The organism is uncultured Pseudomonas sp., from assembly GCF_913774235.1.
Classification (GTDB): Bacteria; Pseudomonadota; Gammaproteobacteria; order Pseudomonadales; family Pseudomonadaceae; genus Chryseomonas.
This window is the reverse complement of sequence record NZ_CAJYDW010000018.1, coordinates 138858-162581: the sequence shown is the minus strand read 5'-3', so window position 1 is coordinate 162581 and position 23724 is coordinate 138858. Positions and strand designations below refer to the sequence as shown.

At 66.2% G+C, this 23724-nt stretch carries 15 protein-coding genes; 5 read left to right on the top strand and 10 right to left on the bottom strand.

Annotated elements, in window-relative coordinates; genetic code table 11:
* Window positions 1–318: 318 nt before the first annotated feature.
* The 7 genes from QZ471_RS19935 to QZ471_RS19905 form a co-directional block, all read right to left on the bottom strand.
* Window positions 319–1800 (bottom strand): efflux transporter outer membrane subunit, encoded by a 1482-nt coding sequence (locus QZ471_RS19935; RefSeq protein WP_295467045.1) that lies wholly within the window; start codon window positions 1798–1800, stop codon window positions 319–321.
* On the bottom strand, window positions 1797–4907 hold the full coding sequence (locus QZ471_RS19930) for an efflux RND transporter permease subunit (protein WP_295467044.1): 3111 nt from the start codon (window positions 4905–4907) through the stop codon (window positions 1797–1799). The genes QZ471_RS19935 and QZ471_RS19930 overlap by 4 nt, the downstream gene beginning before the upstream one ends.
* A gap of 1 nt (window position 4908) precedes the next feature.
* Window positions 4909–8040, bottom strand: coding sequence for a multidrug efflux RND transporter permease subunit (locus QZ471_RS19925; RefSeq protein ID WP_295467043.1), 3132 nt, complete (start codon window positions 8038–8040; stop codon window positions 4909–4911).
* Between the two features lie 9 nt (window positions 8041–8049).
* Window positions 8050–9285 (bottom strand): MdtA/MuxA family multidrug efflux RND transporter periplasmic adaptor subunit, encoded by a 1236-nt coding sequence (locus QZ471_RS19920; protein ID WP_295467042.1) that lies wholly within the window; start codon window positions 9283–9285, stop codon window positions 8050–8052.
* Between the two features lie 290 nt (window positions 9286–9575).
* A complete protein-coding gene (tpx, locus tag QZ471_RS19915; RefSeq protein ID WP_295467041.1) occupies window positions 9576–10076 on the bottom strand; it encodes a thiol peroxidase in 501 nt (166 codons plus the stop codon).
* A gap of 81 nt (window positions 10077–10157) precedes the next feature.
* The gene (locus QZ471_RS19910) at window positions 10158–13847 is read right to left on the bottom strand and encodes a translocation/assembly module TamB domain-containing protein (RefSeq protein WP_295467040.1); all 3690 of its coding nucleotides are present in this window, start codon (window positions 13845–13847) and stop codon (window positions 10158–10160) included.
* Window positions 13844–15520: an autotransporter assembly complex family protein gene (locus QZ471_RS19905; RefSeq protein WP_295467305.1), complete on the bottom strand. Its 1677-nt coding sequence runs from the start codon at window positions 15518–15520 to the stop codon at window positions 13844–13846. The genes QZ471_RS19910 and QZ471_RS19905 overlap by 4 nt, the downstream gene beginning before the upstream one ends.
* 179 nt (window positions 15521–15699) lie before the next feature.
* Between QZ471_RS19905 and xthA the strand changes: the two genes are divergently transcribed.
* The 3 genes from xthA to QZ471_RS19890 all read left to right on the top strand — a co-directional run bounded on the left by xthA (window position 15700) and on the right by QZ471_RS19890 (window position 19129).
* A complete protein-coding gene (xthA, locus tag QZ471_RS19900; protein WP_295467039.1) occupies window positions 15700–16512 on the top strand; it encodes an exodeoxyribonuclease III in 813 nt (270 codons plus the stop codon).
* A 70-nt stretch (window positions 16513–16582) separates the two neighbouring features.
* Window positions 16583–17941 (top strand): substrate-binding domain-containing protein, encoded by a 1359-nt coding sequence (locus QZ471_RS19895; protein WP_295467037.1) that lies wholly within the window; start codon window positions 16583–16585, stop codon window positions 17939–17941.
* Between the two features lie 435 nt (window positions 17942–18376).
* A complete protein-coding gene (locus QZ471_RS19890) occupies window positions 18377–19129 on the top strand; it encodes a class I SAM-dependent methyltransferase (protein ID WP_295467036.1) in 753 nt (250 codons plus the stop codon).
* Here QZ471_RS19890 and QZ471_RS19885 read toward each other — a convergent pair.
* A complete protein-coding gene (locus QZ471_RS19885) occupies window positions 19122–19532 on the bottom strand; it encodes a DUF192 domain-containing protein (protein ID WP_295467035.1) in 411 nt (136 codons plus the stop codon). The genes QZ471_RS19890 and QZ471_RS19885 overlap by 8 nt on opposite strands.
* Window positions 19533–19659: 127 nt before the next feature.
* Here QZ471_RS19885 and QZ471_RS19880 point away from each other — a divergent pair, with 127 nt between their 5' ends.
* Together QZ471_RS19880 and QZ471_RS19875 are read left to right on the top strand one after the other, a co-directional pair.
* Window positions 19660–20868 (top strand): MFS transporter, encoded by a 1209-nt coding sequence (locus QZ471_RS19880; protein WP_295467034.1) that lies wholly within the window; start codon window positions 19660–19662, stop codon window positions 20866–20868.
* A complete protein-coding gene (locus QZ471_RS19875; protein ID WP_295467033.1) occupies window positions 20865–22064 on the top strand; it encodes an MFS transporter in 1200 nt (399 codons plus the stop codon). Before QZ471_RS19880 ends, QZ471_RS19875 begins: the two co-directional genes overlap by 4 nt.
* Before the next feature lie 2 nt (window positions 22065–22066).
* Here QZ471_RS19875 and cfaB read toward each other — a convergent pair whose 3' ends face one another.
* Both cfaB and QZ471_RS19865 read right to left on the bottom strand, forming a co-directional pair.
* Window positions 22067–23251, bottom strand: a complete 1185-nt coding sequence (cfaB, locus tag QZ471_RS19870; protein WP_295467031.1) for a C17 cyclopropane fatty acid synthase CfaB — start codon at window positions 23249–23251, stop codon at window positions 22067–22069.
* 202 nt (window positions 23252–23453) lie between these two features.
* Window positions 23454–23648, bottom strand: coding sequence for a hypothetical protein (locus QZ471_RS19865; RefSeq protein ID WP_295467029.1), 195 nt, complete (start codon window positions 23646–23648; stop codon window positions 23454–23456).
* Window positions 23649–23724: the final 76 nt, after the last annotated feature.

Sequence of the window (23724 nt, the reverse complement as noted above, 5' to 3'; positions counted from 1 at the left end):
CTTAACTGATCAGCATTGGGCTGATGCCGGTCTTGTGATTGCCCCCTCTGGGCTACCTTCTCGCTTTATCGCGGCCATGGGCCGCTATAAATCAGTTGCTCGTACGATCAGAGTGTCGCCGTAGCGTGGAAAACGGCGCAGCCTTTTCCACCGGGCCTTCGTGGCCAGGAGGGCGCCCTCATCCCAACCCTCTCCCGAAGGGAGAGGGAGCTATCCCACCAAGCGCTCATCTCCCCGGCAAGATCGGGATCCTTCCGTAGAAGCGGCGCATCGGCGGCACGCCACAGCGGCGATAGCCCGGCGTTCTCATGCCGGCGCTCAGGGTCTTCGTGCGGGCGCAGGCGGGGTCAGATCGCCATCCCAACCCCCGCCAAGCGCTGCGATCAGTTGTACGCTGGCGCTCAGGCGACTACCCAGCAAGGTCAGGTTGGTGCGCTCGTTGCTCAGGGCGGTGGTCTGCAGGGTGACTACGTCCAGATAGCCGATCAACCCGGCACGGTACTGATTCTCCGCCAATTGCAGGGCCCGCCGGGCGGCGTCCAGGGCCTCCTGGCGGACGCCGGCTTCATCCTCGTAGGTGCGTAGCTGCACCAGGTAGTCTTCGACCTCGCGGAAGCCGTCGAGCACGGTCTGGCGATAGCCGGCGACGCTGGCATCGTAGCTGGCCTCGGCGGACTCCACCTGGGCGCGACGCAGACCGCCATCGAACAGCGACAGGGCGAAGGACGGCCCGATCGACCAGAAGCGATTCGGCGTGCTGACCAGGTTGCCCCACTGGCTGGCGCTGTAGCCGCCGCTGGCGCTCAAGGTCAGGTCGGGGTAGTAGGCGGCTTCGGCGACACCGATGGCGGCATTGGCAGCCATGACCTGCCGCTCGGCCTGGGCGATGTCGGGCCTGCGCTCCAGCAATTGCGAGGGGACTGCGCTCGGCAGGGTCGGAAGCGCGGGGATGGCATTGACCGCCACCAGTTGGAAGTTGGCCGGAACCTCACCGATCAACACGGCGATGGCATTCTCCAGCTGGGCGCGCTGGTATCTGAGGTCGATGGCGTCGGCCTGGGTGCTCTTGAGCTGGGTGGTGGCCTGGGCGACGTCGGCCGGGGTGACGATCCCCGCGCGATACTGGTTCTGGGTCAGCCGCAGCGAGCGCTCGTAGGCGGCGACGGTGGCATCGAGCAGACGTTGCTGGGCGTCCAGCACCCTTAGTTGCAGGTAGTTGGTGGCCAGTTGGGTCTGCAGACTCAGGCGAGTGGCCGCCAGCTGCGCGGCACTGGCCTGGGCGGTGGATCGATCCGACTCCAGCTGACGACGCACCCGCCCCCAGAGATCCACCTCCCAGCTCACCCCCAGGCTGGCGTCGTAGGAGTTGTTGATGGTGCTCACGCCACCACTGCTGACGGTGCCGCTGGTGCCACTGGAATTGCGGATGACGGTGCTGTTGCCCGAACCGCCGCCGCGCCCGGAGCGGGTGGCGCCCAGGCTGCTCGACAGCGTAGGAAAGAGTGCCGAGCGCGCCTGGCGCACCAAGGCCAGCGACTGCCGATAGCTGGCCTCGGCCTGGGCCAGGCCTTGGTTGCGCTGATTCAGCTGGACCATCAGCCGATCCAGGGTGGGATCATCGTAGCGACGCCACCAGTCGCCGCGCAGCTCCAGGTCCTTGGGCGCGGCGGGTTGCCAGCCCTCGGCGTGGCGATAGGCGACCGGTACCGGGGTGGTTGGCCGCTGGTAGTCCGGCCCCAGGGTACAGCCGGCCAGCAGCAGTGCCAGGGTCAGCGTCGGCAGGCGCAGGGTTGGGGTCATAGCGGCGTATCCAGGGCAGCGTCGGTGCGGATGCCGCGCCAGCGATTGACGCGACGGCGCAGGCGTTCGAAATAGAGATAGACCACCGGGGTGGTGTACAGGGTGAGAATCTGGCTCAGCACCAGGCCGCCGACGATCACCAGGCCTAGCGGCTGGCGCATCTCGGCGCCCTCGGTGTTGCCGATCAGCAGCGGCACGGCGCCGAGGATGGCCGCCATGGTGGTCATCAGGATGGGTCTCAGGCGCAGCAGGCAGGCCTGACGGATGCCCTCTTCCGGCGACAGCCCCTGCTGGCGTTCCAGCTGCAGCGCCAGGTCCACCATCATGATGGCGTTCTTTTTCACCACCCCGATCAGCAGGAACAGGCCGAGCATGGAGATCAGGCTGAACTGGCCGCCGGTGAGCTGGATGGCGAGCAAGGCCCCTACCCCGGCCGACGGCAGTGTCGAGAGGATGGTCAGGGGGTGGACATAGCTTTCGTAGAGCACGCCGAGGACGATGTAAACCAGCACCAGGGCGCCGAGGATCATCAGCGGCTGTCCAGATACGGTGCTGGCGAAGATGTTGGCGGAGCCCCCCAGTCGCCCCTGGACGTCGCTGGGCAGGCCGATGGCCGCCACGGCGCGCTGCACTGCCCGGGTCGCCTGCTCCAGGCTGACGTCCGGGGCCAGGTCGAAGTTGATGCTTTCCGAGGCGAACTGGCCATCGTGGGTGACCCGGTCTTCGGCGAGGCTGTTGGTGTAGTAGGCGAAGGCCGCCAGCGGCACCTGGGCACCGCTACTGGTAATGACCCGGACCTGCTCGAGGACGGTCGGGTCCTGGGCATAGCGTGGATTGATCTCCATCACCACCTTGTACTGGTTCAGTGGCTCGTAGATGGTCGAGATTTGCCGCTGGGCGAAGGAATTGTTAAGTACCGCGGCCACGGTCTCCATGTCCACGCCGAGGCGCTTGGCCTTCTCGCGGTCGATCTGCAGGGTGATCTGCTGGGTGCTGCCTTCGCGACCGTCTACCGCGGTCAGCTCCGGCAGGGCCTTGAGCGCGGCCAGCACCTTGGGCTGCCAGGTTTCCAGCAGCCCGACGTCGCCCGAGAGCAGGTTGTACTCATAGGAGGAGGTGCTCTGCTGGCGACCGCCGAATCTCAGGTCCTGGTCGGCCATGAGGAACAGCCGGGCCCCGGGCACCTGGGGCACCGTGGCGCGAATGCGGTCGATGACCTGCTGGGCATCCAGCTTGCGTTCGGCGATAGGCTTGAGGCGGATCAGCATCACCGCGTTGTTCACCCCGCTGCCGGAGCCGGAGCTACCGACGAAGCCGGAGGCGCTGGCCACCGCGGGATCGGCCAGCAGGGCCTTGCGCAGGATCTCGATCTTAGGCTGCATCACCTGGAACGACAGGGCGTTGTCGCCACGGATGAAGCCGATCAGTTGGCCGGTGTCCTGCTGCGGCATGAAGGTCTTGGGCACTACCACATAGAGCGCCACATTCAGGGCTATGGTGGCGAACAGACTGAGCAGGGTCAGCCGCCGATGCCGCAGCGCCCAGCCCAGGGTGCGATCGTAGCCCGCCACCAGGCGACGATGGGTACGCTCACTGAACCGCTGCAAACGACCCTCGTGTTGCGGGTCATGGGGCTTGAGCCAGCGCGCGCAGAGCATGGGCGTCAGCGTCAGGGACACCACCAGCGACACCAGGATGGCCGCCGCCAGGGTCAGGGAGAATTCGCGGAACAGCTTCTCGACGATGCCGCCGATGAACAGGATGGCGACGAAGACGGCGACCAGGGAGACGTTCATCGACAACAGGGTGAAGCCCACCTCGCGGGTACCCTGGTAGGCCGCCTTGAGCGGCGCCATGCCCTCGTCGATATGGCGGGCGATGTTCTCCAGCACCACGATGGCATCGTCCACCACCAGCCCCGCTGCCAGGATCAGCGCCATCAGCGACAGGGTATTGAGCGAGAAGCCAAGGATGTACATGACGGCGAAGGTGCCCACCAGCGAGATGGGCACCGCCAGGGCCGGGATCACCGCGCTGCGCAGCCGGCCGAGGAACAGCCAGACCACACCGATCACCAGGAAGACAGCGATGATCAGGGTCAGCTCGGCTTCGTGCAGGGTGGCCTTGATCACCCCGGATCGGTCCATGGCCACTTCCAGCCGCGCACTGGCCGGGACGATGGCTTCCAGCGCCGGCAGGCGTGCCTTGAGCGCGGCGATGGTCTCGATGATGTTGGCGTTGGCCTGGCGATTGACCACCAGCAACACGGCGCTCTGGTCGTTGAAGAAGCCGGCGTTGTAGCGATCCTCCACGGCATCGCTGACCTTGGCGACGTCGCGCAGGCGCAAGGCCGCCCCGTCCTGGTAGCGGATGATCAACGGGGCGTAGTCGGCAGCCTTGAACAGCTGGTCGTTGGCCTGGATCTGCCAGTTGTGCTCGTCGTTGGCCACCGCGCCCTTGGGCCGGCGCTGATTGGCACTGTTGATGGCGGTGCGGACATCGTCCAGCGCCAGGCCATAGTGCTCCAGCTGGCGCGGTTCCAGCTCGACGCGCACCGCCGGCAGAGAGCTGCCGCCGATCTGCACCTCGCCCACCCCGTTGACCTGGGACAGGCTCTGGGCCAGCACCGTGGAGGCCAGGTCGTAGAGCTCGCCCTTGCTCAGGGTCTTGGAGGTCAGCGAGAACACCATGATGGGTGCCTGGGACGGATTGACCTTGCGGTAGCGCGGCATCTGGCGCATGCCGCTGGGCAAGAGGTTGCGCGAGGCATTGATGGCCGCCTGGACTTCCCGGGCGGCGGTATTGACGTCCTTGTCCAGGTCGAACTGGATGATGATCTGCGTCGAGCCCTGGCTGCTGCGGCTGGTCATGGAGCTGATGCCGGCGATGCTACCCAGGGAACGCTCCAGCGGCGTGGCGACGCTGGAGGCCATCACCTGCGGACTGGCGCCGGAGAGGCTGGCGGAGACGGTTATGGTCGGGAAGTCCATCTGCGGCAGGGGCGCCACCGGTAGCAGGCGGAAGGCGATGGCGCCGGCGAGCAATAGCGCCAGGCTCAGCAGCAGCGTAGCCACCGGCCGGGCGATGAAAGGCGCCGAAAGATTCACCTCAGGCCGCCTTGCGCCGACCCAGGCGCTCGCCCAGGCTGTCGAAGGCCAGGTAGATGACCGGGGTGGTGAACAGCGTCAGCACCTGGCTGACCAGCAGGCCGCCGACCATCACCAGACCCAGCGGCTGGCGCAACTCGGCGCCCGCGCCGGTGGCCAGCATCAGCGGCACCGCGCCGAACAAGGCGGCCAGGGTGGTCATCAGGATCGGCCGAAAGCGCAGCAACGCCGCCTGGTAGATGGCCTCCTCGGGCCTCAGCCCCTGGTGCCGTTCGGCGTCCAGGGCGAAGTCGATCATCATGATGGCGTTCTTCTTGACGATGCCGATGAGCAGGATGATGCCGATCACCGCGATGAGGCCGAGGTCGTTACCGGTGAGCAAGAGCGCCAGCAGCGCACCGATGGCCGCCGAGGGCAGCGTCGAGAGGATGGTTAGGGGGTGGATGAAGCTCTCATAGAGCACCCCGAGGACGATGTACATCACTACCACCGCGGCCAGGATCAGCAACAAGGTGCTGGACAGCGACGCCTGGAAGGCTGCCGCCGCGCCCTGGTAGCGGGTGTTGATGCCGATCGGCAGGCCGATCTCCTGCTTGGCCGCGTCGATGGCGGCCACCGCGGCCCCCAGGGAGACGCCGCTCGCCAGGTTGAAGGACAGCGTCACCGCGGGGAATTGGCTCAGGTGGTTGATCACCAGCCGAGTCGGGCGCTGTTCCATTTTCACCAAGCTCGACAGTCGCACCGGCGCACGAGCGGTATCGGTGGCGGTTTCCGTCGTGGTCGCGGTGCCGGTCCCGCTGCTGCCACTGGAGCTGGTACTACTGCCCGCCTTCACCCAGACCTGGCTCAGGGCGTCTGGCCCCAGGCTGTCGGCAGCGGCGCTGGCGAGCACCACCCGATACTGGTTGGCCTGGGTGTAGATGGTCGAGATCTGCCGCTGGCCCAGGGCATCGTAGAGGGCATCGGTGATGGCCGACACTTGGACACCGAGGCGCGCCGCGGCGTCGCGGTCGATGGTCAGGTACAGCTGCAGGCCCTTGTTCTGCAGGTCGCTGGTGACGTCGGTGAGTTCCGGACGCTGTTGCAGGGCCTGGGTCAGGCGCGGCACCCAGGTGTCGAGCAGGTTGGCATCGGGCGAATCGAGGCTGAGCTGATACTGGGTCCGACTGACGCGATCCTCGACACTGAGATCCTGCACCGGCTGCATGTAGAGGGTAATGCCCACCACCTTGGCGACCTCGGGCCGCAGGCGGTCGATCACCTCCAGGGCGGTCACGTCGCGCTCGCTCTGCGGCTTGAGGTTGATCTGCATGCGCCCGCTGTTGAGGGTGACGTTGTCGCCATCGACGCCGATATAGGACGACAGGCTCGCCACCGCCGGGTCCTGCAGCACCACCTCGGCCAGGGCCTGCTGGCGCTCGCTCATGGCGCGGAAGGAGATGGACTGGGCCGCCTCGGTGATGCCCTGGATGGAGCCGGTGTCCTGGGCCGGGAAGAAGCCCTTGGGCACGAGCAGGTAGAGCACCGCGGTGAGCACGAAGGTCGCCACCGCCAGGAGCAACATCAGCGTCCGGTGCAGCAGCGCCCAACGCAGGGCCCGGCCATAGCCGGCGATCAACCGCTCCAGCCAGACCAAGCGCTGTTCCGCGGCCTGTTCCTGCTTGAGCAGCCGCGCGCACATCATCGGGGTGAGCGTGAGGGAGATCACCAGGGAGATGAGGATGGCCACCGCCAGGGTGATGGCGAATTCGCGGAACAGCCGGCCGACCACGTCCTGCATGAACAGTAGCGGAATCAGCACGGCGATCAGGGAGACGGTCAGGGACACCAGGGTGAAGCCGATCTGCCGGGCGCCCTTGAGCGCGGCTTCCAGTGGGGTGGCGCCCTCCTCCAGATGCCGCGAGATGTTCTCCAGCATGACGATGGCGTCGTCGACGACGAAGCCGGTGGCGATGGTCAGGGCCATCAGCGACAGGTTGTTCAGCGAGAAGCCGGCCAGGTACATGGCGCCGAAGGTGCCGATCAGCGACAGCGGCACCGTGACCGAGGGAATCAGGGTGGCGCTGAAGCGGCGCAGGAAGACGAAGGTGACCATGACCACCAGGCCGACCGCCAGCAGCATCTCGTGCTGGACGTCGGTGACCGCGGCGCGGATGGTCTCGGTGCGGTCGCTGAGCACGGCGATGTCGAGACCGGCCGGGAGGCTTTCCCGCAGGCTGGGCAATAGCGCCTGGATGCGGTCGACGGTCTGGATGACGTTGGCACCGGGCTGGCGCTGGACGTTGACCAGGATGGCACCGCTGCGATTGGCCCAGGCGGCCAGGCGATCGTTTTCCGCGCCCTGGGCGATGGTAGCCACGTCACCCAGACGCAGGGCGCCATTGTCGGCATAGTTGAGGATCAGCTCGCCGTAGGCCTTGGGATCGCGTATCTGGTCGTTGGCGTCCAGGGTGGCCACCCGGGTGGGACCGTCGAAGCTGCCCTTGGGCTGGTTAGTGTTCTCGCTGGTGACCAGGCTGCGCACGTCGGCCAGGGTCAGGTTGTGGGCGGCCAGCTTGTCGGGATCGACCTGGATGCGTACGGCCGGGCGCTGGCCGCCGGCCAGGCTGACCATCCCTACCCCGCTGACCTGGGCCAGCTTCTGCGCCATGCGGGTATCGACCAGGTCGTAAAGGGTGGGCAGCGGCAAGGTCCTGGAACTGATCGCCAGGGTGACGATGGGCGTGTCGGCCGGATTGACCTTGTTGTACACCGGTGGAGCCGGCAGGTCGTTGGGCAAGAGGTTGTTGGCCGCGTTGATCGCCGCCTGGACTTCCTGCTCGGCGACCGACAGGTCGAGCTCCAGGTTGAACCTGAGGGTGATGACCGAGGCGCCACCGGAGCTGGTGGAGGCCATCTGCGATAACCCGGGCATCTGGCCGAACTGGCGCTCCAGTGGCGCGGTGACGGCGCTGGTCATGACGTCGGGACTGGCGCCGGGATAGAGGGTGAGCACCCGGATGGTGGGATAGTCCACCTGCGGCAAGGCAGCCACCGGTAGCAGCCGATAGGCCAGCAGACCGGCGATGAGCAGCGCCACCATCAACAGGGTGGTGGCGACCGGGCGCAGGATGAACGGGCGCGAGATATCCATCGCGGCCGATCAGCCCTGGGTCTTGCCGGGCTTGCGTACCGCCGGCTTGGCCGGTTCGCTGGGTGGCGCCGAGGCACCGGTGACGACTTCCACCTCGGTGCCCTCGCGCAGGCGATCGGTGCCCTCGGTCACCACCCGGTCACCGGCGGCCAGGCCCTCGGTGACTACGGTCAGGCTGCCGTCGTCCGGCCCCAGCTTGAGACTGCGCACCTGGATCTTGTTGTCGGCCCCCACCACGTAGGCGAAGGTGCCATTGGAGCCGAACTGGATGGATGCCGAAGGCAGCACCAGCGCCTGGTCCAGCACCTGCTCGCGCACACGCACGGTGACGAACTGATTGGGGAACAGCGCCTCATCGCCGTTGGCGAAGCGGGCGCGAAACTTGAGGGTGCCGGTGGCGGTGTCGATCTGGTTGTCGAAGCTCTGCAGGGTGCCTTCGGCGACCTTTTGCGTACCGCCGCGATCCCAGGCTTCGACGGCCAGCGCCTGGCCGGCGCGGGCGCGCTTGAGCAACTCGCCGAGCTGGCTTTCCGGCAGGGTGAAGACCACCGAGATCGGCTGGGTCTGGGTGATCACGGCCACCACGGTGCTGTCGTTGGCGGAGAGCAGGTTGCCACCATCCAGCTGGCGCAGGCCGACGCGGCCGGCGATGGGCGCCTTGATCTGGGTGAAGGCCAGGTTCAGCTTGGCGTCGGCCACCGCCGCCTGGCTGTTCTTGAGGGTGCCGCGATACTGGTTGACCAGGGCTTCCTGGGTATCCAGCGTCTGCTTGGCGATGCTGTCTTCGCGGAACAGCCCCTGGTAGCGCTTGAGGTCCAACTCGGCGTTGCGCAGCTGCGCCTGATTCTGTTGCAGGGTGCCCTCGGCCTGCTGCAGGGCCACCTCGTAGGGACGTGGGTCTATGGTCGCCAGCAGCTCGCCGGCCCTGACCTTCTGGCCTTCCTCGAAGGCCACCCGCACCAGCTCGCCGGCGACCCGGGTACGGACGTTCACGGTGTTGAGCGCTGTCACCGTACCGATGGATTTGCGCACGATGGGAAAGCTGCGCTGCTCCACCGCCACCACCCGCACCGGCGTAGGTCCGTTCATGCCGAACGCTCCACGGGCACCTTTCCCCGCCGCCGCGACATTCTGCTGCGTGTGCTGGTGATACCAGTACCAGCCGCCGGCGGCCACCAGGATAACGATGACGAGCGGCCAGAGCAGTCGGCGACGCGAAGCAGTATGGAAAGAAGAGTCGGACATCAGGGATACGTACACGCAGGGAAGGCGAGAAGGTAAGCAGCAGGGATGCAGTAAAAACCAGTCCCTTTACCGCCATTTTACTCAAGGCGAAACGGGCAGACACCAAGGTGCCTGCCCGTTCTACAGGTAGGGTGTTTCAGAAGTTAACTGCACCGGTTGACGATTTCCCGCGTTGACGGACTGCCCGAACAGCATTGCCACGTCCCGCCGGAAAGATCACTCGTCCACTCTTGCGTCAACGTCCCGAGCCCCCCAATGCCCGCCCGGTACCTGCGGCGGACGACGATCGATCAGCCCAGCACCGCCAGGGCCGCGGCGTAGTTCGGCTCCTGGCCGATTTCAGGGACCAGCTCGCTGTGCAGCACCTTGTCCTGCTCGTCCAGCACCACCACGGCACGTGCGGCCAGGCCTTGCAGCGGGCCGCTGGCCAGGGCGACGCCATAGTTCTGCAGGAATTCGGCACCGCGCAGGGTGGAGAGGTTCACCACCTTCTCCAGACCTTCGGCACCGCAGAAACGCTTCTGGGCGAACGGCAGGTCAGCCGAGATGCAGAGCACCAGGGTGTTATCCAGCTTGTCGACTTCCGCGTTGAATTTGCGTACCGAAGCGGCACAGGTCGGGGTATCGACGCTGGGGAAGATGTTGAGCACCTTGCGCTTGCCGGCGAGGCTGGCCAGGGTGACGTCCTGCAGGTCGCCATTGACCAGGCTGAAAGCCGGTGCCTGTTGGCCAGGCTGCGGCAGGTTGCCCTGCACCTCGACCGGATTGCCGCGCAGATTGACGGTTGCCATGAATTGCTCCTTTTCTCATGAGACGGGGACAGGGAGTAAACACGTTTTCCGCGGCCGATCAAAGCCTTGCGCGTCCTCGACTCAAAAATCGCGGCGATAGAAGAAATCCAGGGAGTTGGCCAGGCCACTGGCGATCTCCAGATAGAGCCGGCGGGTGAGCTGGTAACGCAGCGCGACCGTGTTGGCCGAATCGAAAACTCCGACACCATAACGCAGCGACAGCCGATCGGTGAGATTGCCCGACGCGACGACACTGGTCTTGTCGCCGGAACCCGCGGTGTCGAGCTGGAAATTCTGGATACCCAGCCGCTGGGCCAGCTCGCCAGCGGTGCCGGAGCTACCCGCCAGGCCCAGCGCCAGAGCGGCCTGGCCGAGTACGTTGTTGTCCCCTTCGCTGCCGCTGGACAGGGGCCGTCCCAGTACCAGGTAGGCCAGCGCCTGTTCCTGGCTCATGCTCGGCTCGGAGAACACCTCGATACGCGGCTGCTGCACGAAACCGGAGAGCCTCAGGCCGGCGGTGACGTTCTGCTCCTGCACCACCCGCACCGCCTCGACATCGATGTACGGCTGGGCGATGGGCCCCTGGAAGAACAGCCGCGCCCGTCTCATGGTCAGACGCTGGCCATAGGCGTTGTAACGCCCATTGCGCAGATTCAATTCGCCGCGGGTGTCGAGGTTGTCGCCAATATGCACCTTGCCGACGATCTCGGCGGACAGGCCGAAGGCATCGAAGCTGAGCTTGTCGGCGCCGACCAGCACATCGACGTCCATGGCGATCTGCAGCGGTTGCTGCCTGGCCGGGGCTTCCTGGCCGACGATGACGGCATCGTCCGACACCTTCACCGTGGACGGCGGTAGTTGGCGCACCTGGATGTGTCCGCGCGGTACCCGGACTTCGCCGGCCAGTGCCAGGCGCCCGTCCTTCATCAGGATCTTGAGATTGGGCGCCACTTCCAGCTGAGCATAGGGCTCCACGTTGACCGGCAACCTATCGCCGGTGACGGCGACGTTGACGTCCAGCCCCTGGGCCCAGCCGACGCTGCCCTGGATCTGGCCGCGGCCCTGGGTGCCGCTGCGCCAACCGCCATCGAGCACGGCGGTATCACCCTGAATACGGGCGGTCAGGCCGAGGTCCTGCAGCCGGGTCGGCACGCTGCCACCGCCGATATCGCCCCCGGTGAGCTGGAGCTGGCCGTTGACCCGCGGTTGCAGCAGGGTGCCACCCAGCTCGCCTGCGCCATTGATCTTGCCTTCGAGGTGTTCGATGCCTTCGACAAAGGCCTTGCCCAAGGCGAGATTCAGGCCCTGCAACTGGAAACGCCCGGCCAACGCCTGGTTCGGGTCACGCGGGTCCAGGCGTGCCTGGACGTCCAGGCGGCCAAGGTCGGCGCTGGTCAGGCGCACCTGGGTGTCCACCTGCTGAGGCTTCAGGGCGCTGGTCACGTCGAGGCTGTCGTAGCTGAAGGTCTGCCACTGGCCGGCGGCGTCGCGCAGCTTGAGGCTGCCACGTCCGGCCTGGAGACGGACTTCGCCATCGGGCCCGGCCTTGGGCAGGCGCAGGTCCACGTCACCGTCGAGACTGCCCTGCCAGGCGAGCTCCGGCGGCAGCAGCGGTTGCAGGCTGGCCAGGGGGAAGGCGCGCAGGTGCCAGGCCAGGCGGGTATCGGGTAGTAGCTGTTGGTCATCGCCGCAGAGACTGGCCGCGCCCGACCGCCAGCAATGGCGGCCCAGCTCCAGGCGGCCATTGGCCAGGCGTTCGATACGCGCCGGACTCGCCAACGTCCAGTTCTGGCCACTGGCGGCGACCGAGCCCCGGGCCAGTTGTCCCTTCCAGTCGCCATTGTCGGCCAGGGTGCCACCGGCATTCAGGGCCAGCTTGACTGGCGGGCCATCGAGGGTCAGATCGGCCTGCTGCTGGCGACGATCGCCCTGCCCTTGCAGGCGCAGCACGCCAAAATCGCGGCCAGCGGCCTGGAGGCCCTGGGCACTCAGCTCCAGCTTGCCGCGCTGACGCTCGTCCAGATCGGCGGTGAGAGCGAGACCGGCAATGCGATTGTCCGCATAGGCCAGTTGCCGGCCATTGAGCCGCAACTGACCAGCCGGAGCCTTGAGGGTACCGCCGAGATCGAGGCGCCCCTGGGCGCTGCCGGCGAGATCCGGCCAGAGCTGGGCCAGGCGGCGCAGGTCCAGTTGGAGTTGTCCTTGCAGGCGCTGGTCGAGGGCGCCCTGCCCCTGGATGCGGTTATCCCCCAGGCGGATGTCCAGTTGCGAGACCTGCCACTGCTCCCCGGCCCCCTTGGCCTGAGCCGCCAGCACGGCCGGCTGGTTGCGCAGGCGGCCTTTCAGGTCGAGGTCGGCATCCAGTTGCAGGCGTCCGTCCTTGAAGGTACCGGAGCTACGCAGCGGACCGGCCAGGCTGCCCGGCAACTGGGCGACCCAGAAGGCCGGGTCCAGACGGCTGAGATCCAGTGCCACCTGCCAGGTGACGCCCTCGGCGAAGCCCAGGTTGACCTTGCCCTGGGCGCGCCCCTGGCCGGCCTGGAGATCCAGGGACGGCAGGTTGAGCTGGGTGGTGTCACCGCTGAAGGGCGTGACCAGGGTGAAAGCCCCGGCCGGCCCAGTGGCCTCGGCCTTGAGATTGCCCAGGTAGCCGCCATCGCGATAAGCCACCTCGCCCTGCAAACGCTGCAGTGTCACCGGCGGTTCGGCCATGGGATAGAGCCGCCGCCAGGGGAAGTCGCGCCAGTCGAGGGTGGCATCGGCGGCCAGGCCTTGCTGCCAGTCCAGTTGCCCGGCCAGCACCACCCGCTGCTCGGGCGTGGCCTGCAGGCGCAAGGCAGCGATCCGCGCGCCCTTGGCATCGACGGCGCCATCCAGATTCAACGCTACCGGCCCGCCTTCGCCCGGCAACGTCGCCTGGCCGACCAAGGCATAGCCTGCGGCGAGATCACCCCGCGCGGTGAGCTTGAGGTCGTTCAGCCGCAAGGTATCGGGCAGGCTCGCCGCCTTGAAGCCGTTCGCCACCAGTTGCAGATCGGCCGGGACGTGCTCGACCAGAGGCTGGACCGTGCCGGTCAACTGTCCCGGCAGGTAGCCACTGCTGTCGGCCGTCAGGCGCAGGGTCTCTTGCAACTCACCCTCGACCTTCAGCGCCAACGACCAGGGCGCCTGGTCCGGAGCCGGCAGGCCCAGCGTGCCGCTCAGCTGCAGCGGCCAGTCACCCTTGGGTTGCAGGTGCCCCTGGGTATCCAGCGTCAGACCATAGGCCGCACCGGCCAGGCGCTCGATGGCGACGCCGTCGGCCTGCCAGCGCGCCTGCAGTTGCAGGTCGCGAGCCTGTTCGGCGCCGTTGTAGAGCACCTGTCCCAGGCGTACCTCGCCCAGTCGCACAGCCAGGGGCAAGCCCAGCGACGGTAAGCGCACCGGACCGCTCTGCGCCGGCGCCGGTTCGCTGCTCGGCGCCTGGTCGATGGCGACCCGCGACGCGACCAGGGTATCGATGCACAGCTGCAGACGCAGCAGGCAGCCGGGCCGCCAGGCGAATTGCGGCTCATCCACCGTCACCCGCGTAGCTCCGCCCTGCCACACCAACTGCTGGGCCTGCCACTGGCTGCCCAGACGCCCTTGGAAACCGGTCAGGGTCAGGCCAGGCACCTGGCCCAGTAGCGCCCGTCCGATGCTGGCATTGCTCAACACGAGCACCAGCAGCAGGATCAGCGCGCCCAGGAGGGCCGCCAGGATTCCGAGAACGACACCGCCTAGCGACTTCACAGCTCGGGTCCTATGGAGAAATGCAGACGAATGCCGCCGGGTTCGTCGAGGGCGTGGGCCAGGTCGACGCGGATCGGGCCGACCGGCGAGACCCAGCGCACACCCACGCCGATACTCGTCTTGAGTTGATAATTGTTGAGATCATTGAAGGCGCTGCCCTGGTCGACGAAGGTCGCCAGGCGCCACTTGTCCCGCAGCGGATACTGGTACTCGACGCCACCGGCGACCAGGTAGCGACCGCCGACGTAGTCGCCTTCGTCGTTTTCCGGCGACAGGGTCTGGTAGTCGTAGCCACGGACACTCTGGTCACCGCCAGCGAAGAAGCGCAGCGACGGCGGGACCTTGTTGTAGCCATTGGTGAAGTTGCCGCCCAGTTGCAGGCGTCCGAGGAAGCGGTGGCCGTCGCCCACGGTGATCAAGCCCCGGGCCAGCGCCGTGGCATGCACCATGTTGGCGTCCGACAGCAGACCTTCCTTGGCCGCCGATACCCCGAACTGCAGGCGGTAGCCACGATGGGGATCAATACGGTTGTCGCTGCGCAGCAGCGAGAAGTCCACGCCCGGCATCACCAGGTTGGAGGTGCCGTCGTCGTTGCCCAGGCGATAGTTCTCGTTGCGCCACTTCACCGACAGCACCCGCTCCCAACCGTTGGGAAACTTGCGATGCCACTCGGGGCCAACGGTGAGCAGCTGGCTGAGGGAATCGTCGTCGGCGATCTGCTCGTACTGGTAGCCACCGGCGAAGCGGAACTTGTCATTGATCGGGTCCTGGCCCGGGATGTCGTACCAGGTCGCGATGCTCTGGCGCGGCGCCGACAGCTCGGCCTCGGCACCCAGGCTGTGCCCCTGCGGATTGAGCCAGTGATTCTCCCAGGTGAATCTGAGGCGCGGGCCGACGTCGGTGGAGTAGCCCGGGCCGAAGCCGAAGGTTCGCGGCTTGCGGGTGCGCAGGGTCACCGTCACCGGGACTTCGGCGGGCCCCTCGGTCTTGGGATAGGTGTCGAGCCGGGCACCATCGAAAAAGCCGCTGGCCAGCAGATTGCTCTGGAAGTCGGCGATCAGCTCGGAATCGTAGGGGGTGCCGGGGGTGAAGGGCACCATGCGCTGGAGCAGATCGGGATCGAAGGGCGCATCCCCCTCGAAGCTCACCTTGCCCAGGACGAAACGCGGTCCGCTCTCGAACACCAGGGCGATGTCAGCGAAACCAGTGGCCGGATCGATGCGCAGCTGATGCTGGGTGAAGGTCCCGCGGAAGAAGCCGTAGCGCTGTGCCTGGTTCTGGATGAGGCTCTTGGCATCCTCATACAGGCCCTGGTTCAGCGGCTGACCAGGCTTAAGGCCTGCCGGTATGGGGCGCTGGAAGGCCCGTAGCTGGCGCGCCGGCCCCTCGATGCGGATGTCCACGTTGCGCAGCTTGACCGGCTCACCCGGCCGGACCTCCACCACCAAACGGGGCGTTTCGCCGGGGTCGACCCGGGTATCGATTTGCGCATGGTAGAAGCCCAACGCCTGGGCCGCCTGCTCGGCCTGCCGCTCTGCCGCAGGGCGCAGGCGCTGCAGCGCGGCGGCGTCCCGTCCTTCGACAGAGCCGATGTAGGCCTGGATGTTGTCGCGCAGGGGTGTATTGGCCGGTTCGACGCGGACGCTTACCTCGGCCGGCGCTGCCCAGGCCATCCCGTGCAGGCAACAAACTCCAATCAAGGTACGGCGTAGAGCTGTCGGACTATTCATACAGGGATGCTAACGGGCGTTGCGCTGTGAGACAAACGGATGCGCCCAGGGTTCGCTGCCAGGCCGTTTCGCCAGCGCACGGTGGAATAGGCTAGGATGCCTCTTTTCCCAGGACAGCTAGAATGAAGATAATTTGCTTCAATATCAATGGCTTGAGAGCAAGACCTCATCAGCTTTCTGCCATCATCGAACGCTATGATCCTGACGTGATCGGCCTGCAGGAAACCAAGGTCTCGGATGACCAGTTTCCCCAGGCGGAGATCGAGGCGCTGGGCTATCACGTCCATTACCACGGCCAGAAGGGCCATTACGGTGTTGCCCTGCTGTCGCGCCTGGCACCCCTGGAACTGCACAAGGGCTTTCCTGGCGATGGCGAGGAATCCCAGAAGAGATTCATCTATGGCGTCTTCGCCGATCGCCAGGGCCAGCCACTGGTGGTCATGAACGGCTATTTTCCTCAAGGGGAGAACATCGCCCACCCAACCAAATTCCCTGGAAAGAGGAAGTTCTACGCGGATCTTCAGAATCTACTTGAAGAGCGTTTCTCCGCCGATACTCCCTTGTTGTTGATGGGTGACTTCAATATCTCCGCCCAGGACCACGACATCGGCATCGGCGCCGCCAATGCCAAGCGCTGGCTGCGAACGGGCGCCTGCAGCTTCCAGCCCGAAGAACGGGAATGGATGCAGCGTCTGCTGGGCTGGGGGCTGGTCGACAGCTACCGCCACCTGCACCCTGAGGTCGATGATCGCTTCAGTTGGTTCCCCTATCGCAGTCGTGGCTTCGAAGACGAGCCCAAGCGTGGTCTGCGCATCGATACCATTCTCGCCTCCCAGGCCCTGCGCGAGCGCATCGCCGCGGCTGGCGTCGACTACGACATCCGCGGCATGGAAAAGCCCTCCGACCACGCCCCGGTATGGCTTGAATTGCGCTGAACGGCTGTAACGTCGGCGTCATGGAGCAGCCCTAAGGTGGCGGCCTCGTCGTAGGTTCGAGGCCCGACCCATGAACTGCTCCGCCCCGGTATTCCGCCGTACGCTGCTACGGCGGGCGGTGCTGACTCTCTTGCTGCTACCTCTGGCATCGTCCGCCACCTTCGCTGCGGAGACCGACACGCCGCTGCTGCGGCTCCAGGGTTCCAACACGGTAAACGCCCGCCTGGGACCGCGTCTGGTGGCCGGTCTGCTCGCGGAGCGCGGTTACCAGCAACCGCAGACCCTACCCACTGGAGTGATGGATGAGTGGCGTCTGGTGGCTCGCACACCCGACGGCAGCTCCGCGTCCGTGCAGATCGCCGCCCATGGCACCGGCACCGGCTTCACGGCCCTGGCCAACAAGACCACCGATGTCGCCGCTGCCTCGCGTCCCGTCACCGATGCCGAGGCGACCGCCCTCGCGCCCCTGGGCGACCTGCGTAGCCGGCAAGCCGAGTACGTGATCGCCCTGGATGGCCTGGCGATCATCGTGCATCCGGGCAATCCCCTGCGCGAACTCGATCTACAGCGCCTGGCGCAGATCTTCGCCGGCGACATCAGCGATTGGCAGCAACTGGGCGGCCAGCCCGGCGCCATCCATCTCTACGCTCGCGACGACCGCTCCGGCACCTACGATACCTTCCGTGAGCTGGTGTTAACTCCCGCCGGTAAGCGCTTGAGTACACAGGCAAAACGCTATGAATCCAATGAAGAGCTGGCGGAGCAGGTCGCCAGCGATCCCGCCGGTATCGGCTTCACCAGCCTGGCGGCCGCTGCCAAGCTGCCCAGGCTAGCCCTGCGCGATGGTGAAGGACGCGCCATCCTGCCCAGCGAAGCCAGCGTCGCTACCGAGGACTATCCCCTGGCGCGCCGGTTGTTCCTCTATGCGCCGCCCAACGAACGGTCCGACTGGGTGCGCAGCCTGCTGGAATTCAGCCAGACGCCCGCCGGCCAGAACATCGTCCAACAGAGTGGTTTTGTCGCCCAACACATCGAGCCGCTACGAATCACCGACACCCAGGGCATGCCCAAGGCCTATGCCGACCTGGCCCAGCGGGCCCAGCGCCTCACGGTAAATTTTCGTTTCACCGCCGGCAGCGCCCAGCTCGACAACAAGGCCTTGCGCGACGTCGAACGACTGGCCGATTTCATGCGCTTGCCGGAAAACGCCAATCGCCGCCTGGTGCTGGCAGGCTTCAACGATGCCACCGAAGATCCCGCTCGTGCCGCCCTGCTGGCCCGCCTCAGAGCCCTGGCGGTCGCCACGGCGCTGCGCCACCAGAAGGTCTTCGCGGCAGACCTCCTTTCCCTCGGCGACCAACTGCCGGTAGCCGGACTGTCGCCCAACGGCCGGGTGAAGAATCGCCGCGTCGAGGCCTGGCTCCAATAGCGACGCCCCTTGAGCGGTTCCTTGGCCGCTCGACCTGGCCCATGGAGGCAAGAACCCTGGGGCGCGCCTGGTAGCGCAACCCGGCGCGAGCGGTCGCTCCCCAGGTCATGGCCGCGCGGCAGTCATCAGGCGAGCGGTGAACGAGGCGAGCAGCCAGTCGCCTCCGCTCCTGCCCGCTCCCGACGCGGAGAGTCCTGGCAAGGCCTCTGCGCCCTAGCGGTCAGGGCCAACAGCCACCACCTTCAACCAACCTGCTCTCGACAAGCTCGTACCGCTGCCGCCATTCTTTTCGAAGAAGGATTCTTCACGCTCGGCGTCAGCATCGGTCACGCATTCAGCGCACGCGGACTGGAGGAGCGAACTTAAAGTGATTTCTGAAGTTTTTCGATAATTCACGTCAAAAATATAATTTAACTAGCTGATTAAAAAGGCCTTATGAAGAACGAAAAGCGATTCAGCGACAGGGTCTCCGCTTACGAGAAGGGCCGTCCGGGCTATCCCTCAGCCGTGATCCAGCGGTTGGTAGCGGATCTCGCCGCGGATGCCGTAGTGGCGGACGTCGGCGCTGGTACGGGCCTGCTGACCCGGGAGTTCCTGGCGGCGGGCTACACCGTCCACGCCATCGAGCCCAACGCCCCTATGCGCCAGGCCATGGCCGCCAGTCTCGCCCAGCGGGCGGGCTTCCATACCTGGCATGGCACGGCGGAAGACACCGGCCTGGGCGAGCGGAGCGTGGACTTGATCGTCGTGGGCCAGGCCTTCCACTGGTTCGACCGCCAGCGGACGCGGCCGGAGTTCGCCCGGATCCTGCGTCCGGGTGGCACCCTCGCCTTGATCTGGAACTATCGACTGTCCGATGGCAGCCCCTTCATGGCCGGCTACGAGGAGCTGCTGCAGCGCCATGGCACCGATTACCGGCAGGTGGAGCACCGCAATCTGCGTCCGGCGGAACTGGCACGCTTCTTTGGCCCGGAGGGATGCCAGCTCTGGGCGACGAGCAATGCGCAGTGGCTCGATCGCGAGGGCCTGCAGGCACGGGTGGAATCCTCTTCCTACCTGCCTGCCGCCGGCAGCCCAGGCCATGCAGCGCTCAGCGCCGAGGTGGAGCAGCTGTTCGACGCCCACGCCGAACAAGGCCGGGTTCGCTTCGACTACGACACCCTGGTGTACAGCGGCCCGCTCACCTGAGGGCCGGCGGCACCGCAGCCAATCCCTGGATCTTCGTCCCGGCGGCGATACTTCGCCGGGAGAACCAGCCGGTCGCCGTTTCCAGCGCGTAGCGGGCCGGCGCCCGGGAGCAATGGCGGGTATCGGTCTGCGGCTGCATCTCCGCAAGGTTGAGGATGACGCCGTCGGCCGTGATGAAGGCCGCGGCCAGGGCACTGGGCGTATCCCTCATCCACAGACAGCGGATGTCGTCGCCGGGGAAGACGAACAACATGCCCTCGTCGGCCCTCAGCGGGGCACGCCCCATCAGGCCCTGGGTGCGTTGCGCGGGTGTGCCAGCGATCTCCACCCGCAATACCTGATCACCGATGCGCAATTCGACGCGCTCGCCGCCCATGGCGAGGGGCCCAGCCAGAGCGGTCAATAAGGCGACCAGACAGGCCCCCCGCCACCTGCCCATCCGGCTGCCATGGACAAAAAACCTCATCGCGTGTGACCTTTGCCAGGCGAAAGCAATCTATCCCACATTGTCAGACAACCTCCCGAAGCCGATGTCCACCGCCACCTCCACGCCCACGCTTTCGTCTGCCCAAGCCACCCGTATTACCCTGGGTACGGTGCTGTTCACCTTCATCGCCTACCTTACCATCGGCATCCCGCTGGCCGTGCTGCCGGGCTACGTGCATGGCGAACTGGGCTTCAACTCCATCATCGCCGGCCTGGTGATCAGCAGCCAGTATGTCGCCACCCTGCTCTCGCGCTCCCATGCCGGGCGTATCATCGATACGGTCGGGGCCAAGCAGTCGGTACTCTATGGCATGCTCGGCTGTGGCCTCAGCGGCCTGCTGATGCTCGCCTCGGTGCTGCTGCAGCACTGGCCCTGGGTCAGCCTTGCCGCGCTGTTGCTGGGACGCCTGGTGCTGGGCTGCGCGGAGAGCCTCTCGGGTACCGGAGCGATCTCCTGGGCCATCGGCCGGGTAGGCCCGACCAACACCGCCAAGGTGATTTCCTGGAACGGCGTCGCCAGCTACGGCGCCCTCGCCATTGGCGCCCCCCTGGGCGTGGTGCTGGTGGATCTGCTGGGGCTGTGGATCATGGGCGCCAGTATCATGGCCCTCGCCCTGCTCGGCTACCGCATCGCCAAACCCCGCCCGCCCATCGTTCCGGTACGGGGTACGCGACTCCCCTTCACCACGGTGCTCGGTCGGGTGCTGCCCTTTGGCCTCGGTCTAGCCCTGGGCGGCATAGGTTTCGGCACCCTGGCGACCTTCATCACCCTCTACTACGCCAGCCAGGGCTGGAGCGGCGCGGCCCTCTGCCTGTCGGTGTTCGGCTGTTTCTTCATCGGCGTGCGGCTGGTGTTCGCCAATGCCATCAATCGCCACGGCGGCTTCCGCGTCGCCATCGTCAGCCTGGCGGTGGAAGCCGTGGGCCTGGCCATCCTCTGGCTGGCCCCAAGCGTGACGACGGCCCTGGTCGGCGCGGCCCTGACCGGCATCGGCTTCTCCCTGGTCTTCCCGGCACTGGCGGTCGAAGCCGTGCAACGGGTACCCGCGTCCAACCGCGGCGCTGCCCTGGGCGGCTATTCGGTGTTCATCGACCTGTCCCTGGCGGTGACTGGTCCGCTGATCGGCGCCGTGGCCACGCATTTCGGCTACGCCGCCAGTTTCTTCTGCGCCGCCCTGGCCGCCCTCGCCGGCCTGGCGCTCAGCGTCGGCCTGCTCCGCCGCTTCGACGAGTCGTCTCGGGAACAGCCATGACCACGACCGCTCCGCCCACCACCGCGCTTGCCATCAATCTGCGCATCGTCTCCATCGTCATCTTCAGCTTCCTGCTGTTCCTCGCCATCGGCTTGCCGCTGGCGATCCTGCCAGGCTACGTGCATGACGATCTCGGCTATGGCTCGGTGATCGCGGGCCTGGCGATCAGCATCCAGTATCTCGCCACCCTCTTCACCCGTCCGCTCGCCGGCAAGCTGGCGGACAGCATCGGCGCCAAGCGTGGAGTGATCTACGGCCTGTTCGGCTGCGTCGCCTGTGGCGTCCTGACCCTCCTGGCGACGTCTCTGCAGAGCATCCCCGCCGTCAGCCTCGGGCTGCTGATCGTTGGCCGGGTGATCCTGGGCATGTCCCAGGCGATGATCGGGACCGGTTGCCTGAGCTGGGGGATGGGCAGCGTCGGCATGCAGCACGTCAGCAAGGTGATCTCTTGGAACGGCATCGCCGCCTATGGCGCCCTGGCCATAGGGGCACCCCTGGGCGTGGCCATGGTCGCGGGACTGGGCCTGTGGAGCCTGGGCGTCGCCATCGCCCTGCTCGGGGCCATCGGCCTGGCCCTGGCCTGGAACAAGGAAGCGGCGCCGGTCATTCCCGGAGAGCGGCTGCCCTTCCACAAGGTATTCTGGCGCATCAGCCCCTTCGGCCTCTGCCTGCTACTCAGCTCCATCGGCTTCGGCGCCATCGCCACCTTCGTCACCCTCTACTACGCCAGCAATGGCTGGCCCAACGCGGCTTTCTGCCTGACCGCCTTCGGCGCCGCCTTCATCTGCGCACGCCTGCTGTTCGCCGGCGCCATCAACAGGATCGGTGGCTTCCGCGTGGCCCTAGCCTGCTTCACGGTGGAAACCCTCGGCCTACTACTGCTCTGGCTGGCAGTGACGCCACAGATGGCGCTGATCGGCGCGGCCATGGCGGGCTTCGGCCTGTCGTTGGTCTATCCGGCGCTGGGCGTCGAAGCCATCATCAAGGTACCGCCGACCAACCGCAGCGCGGCCCTGGGCGCCTATTCCCTGTGCCTGGACCTGGCCCTGGGTATCACCGGGCCCTTGGCCGGCGCCATCGCCAATGGCTTCGGCTTCAGCGCCATCTTCCTCTTCGCCGGGCTGATGGCGCTGGCCGGCCTCGCGTTGAGCGCCCTGCTCTATCGCAGGGCACTCAACGAGGCTGCGGCAGCCTAGCCTCAGGCGTAGATATCGGCCCGCGACCAGGGCAGCTCGATCCGACCGTCGGCGTGGGGCCGGTTGGCGAGTACCTGGTGAATGTTCACCCAGTTCTTGCGGAAGGCATAGGCGCAACCCGAGAGATACAGGCGCCAGATGCGCAGGGCCTCGGCGGGCACCAGGCGCGCCGCCTCGTCGAGATTCGCCTCCAGGGCGGCACTCCAGAACTCCAGGGTGCGGGCGTAATGCAGGCGCAGGCTTTCGACGTCGACCACCTCCAGTCCCGCGTCGCTCATGTTGGCGATGGCCCGTGACAGATGGGGCAATTCGCCATTGGGAAAGACATAGCGGTCGATGAATTCCCCGCCGCCATGACCGACCGCGCGCTCATCGGCATGCAGCGCGGTGATGCCGTGGTTGAGCACCAGCCCACCAGGGCGTACCGCGGCGAACAACTTGCGAAAGTACAGGGGCAGATTGGCATAGCCGACATGCTCGAACATGCCGACGCTAACCACCTTGTCGTAGCGACCCTCTTCGGGCAAGTCGCGATAATCCAACAGCTCCAGCGTCACGCGATCACTCAAGCCTTCAGCCGCCACTCGCGCCCGGCCCAGGTCGAGCTGCTCGCGAGACAGGGTGATGCCGTGCACCTCGACGCCATGCTCACGAGCGGCATGGCGCGCCAGGCCACCCCAGCCACAGCCCACATCCAGCAACCGCTCGCTCGGCTGCAGCCGCAGCTTGCGGCAGATCAGCTCCAGCTTGTCGCGCTGGGCAGTGGCCAGGTCCTCCGTCCCGGTCTTGAAATAGGCGCAGGAATACACCAGCTCAGGGTCCAGCCACAGGCGATAGAAGTCGTTCGACAGGTCGTAGTGATAGGCAATGGCCGAGGCATCGGTGGCCTTGTCGTGAGCCTGGTGAATCCCATCCGGCGTTTGGGCGAGTCCTCCCAATGCCTGGCTGAGCTGATCGCCGATCTCGATGACCTCGTGAATGTCACCTTCCAGATCGATGCGGGACTCCACGAAGGCCTGGCCCAGGGAATCGAGATTCAACTGGCGCGGGTTCGCCAACAATCCCAGATCCTTGACCACCAGCGTCACCCGTGGCGAGTCACCCAGGTCGATCTCAGGCCCCTGGTCGATGCGAATACGCAAGGGAAGACGTAACTGCTGTAACTCGGCGGGTAGCGCTGAATACATGGCGTGGTCCTCAATGGCATAGTGGGATCTGTGCTGAACCTCGTTTATTGGGTGGGTGGCCGCTGCGCGGTATCACCCTGCAGCACCCTAACGCGTTAAAAAATACTTTGTTACACCTTGAAATGTGTACGAAGCTTTACCTCATCCGCAAGGATGCTAAAGGAACGAAGAAAAACGTCTGGCTGGTGGTTGCTTGGCCGCGCTACAGGGGCCCTGGATCCGGAATGGGAGCCGGCGGCTTGGGCGGCTCGGTCAGGTTCTCGACCACCTCGTCGGGGATGTCGGTATCGATCTCCTCGTCAGCCATGTCGGAGTCGTTGAGCGGTGCCTGGTCGCCGCCCAGCCACCAGACAGTGGGCGAGGCGAAACCAGCGGCAAAGGTCGAGGATGCGATCATGCTGGGGCTCCTGGGTTGGTCGATCTCCAGCTTTAGTGGGTGGTCGATGGCGAATGTTTCACCAAAGCGGCTGCCA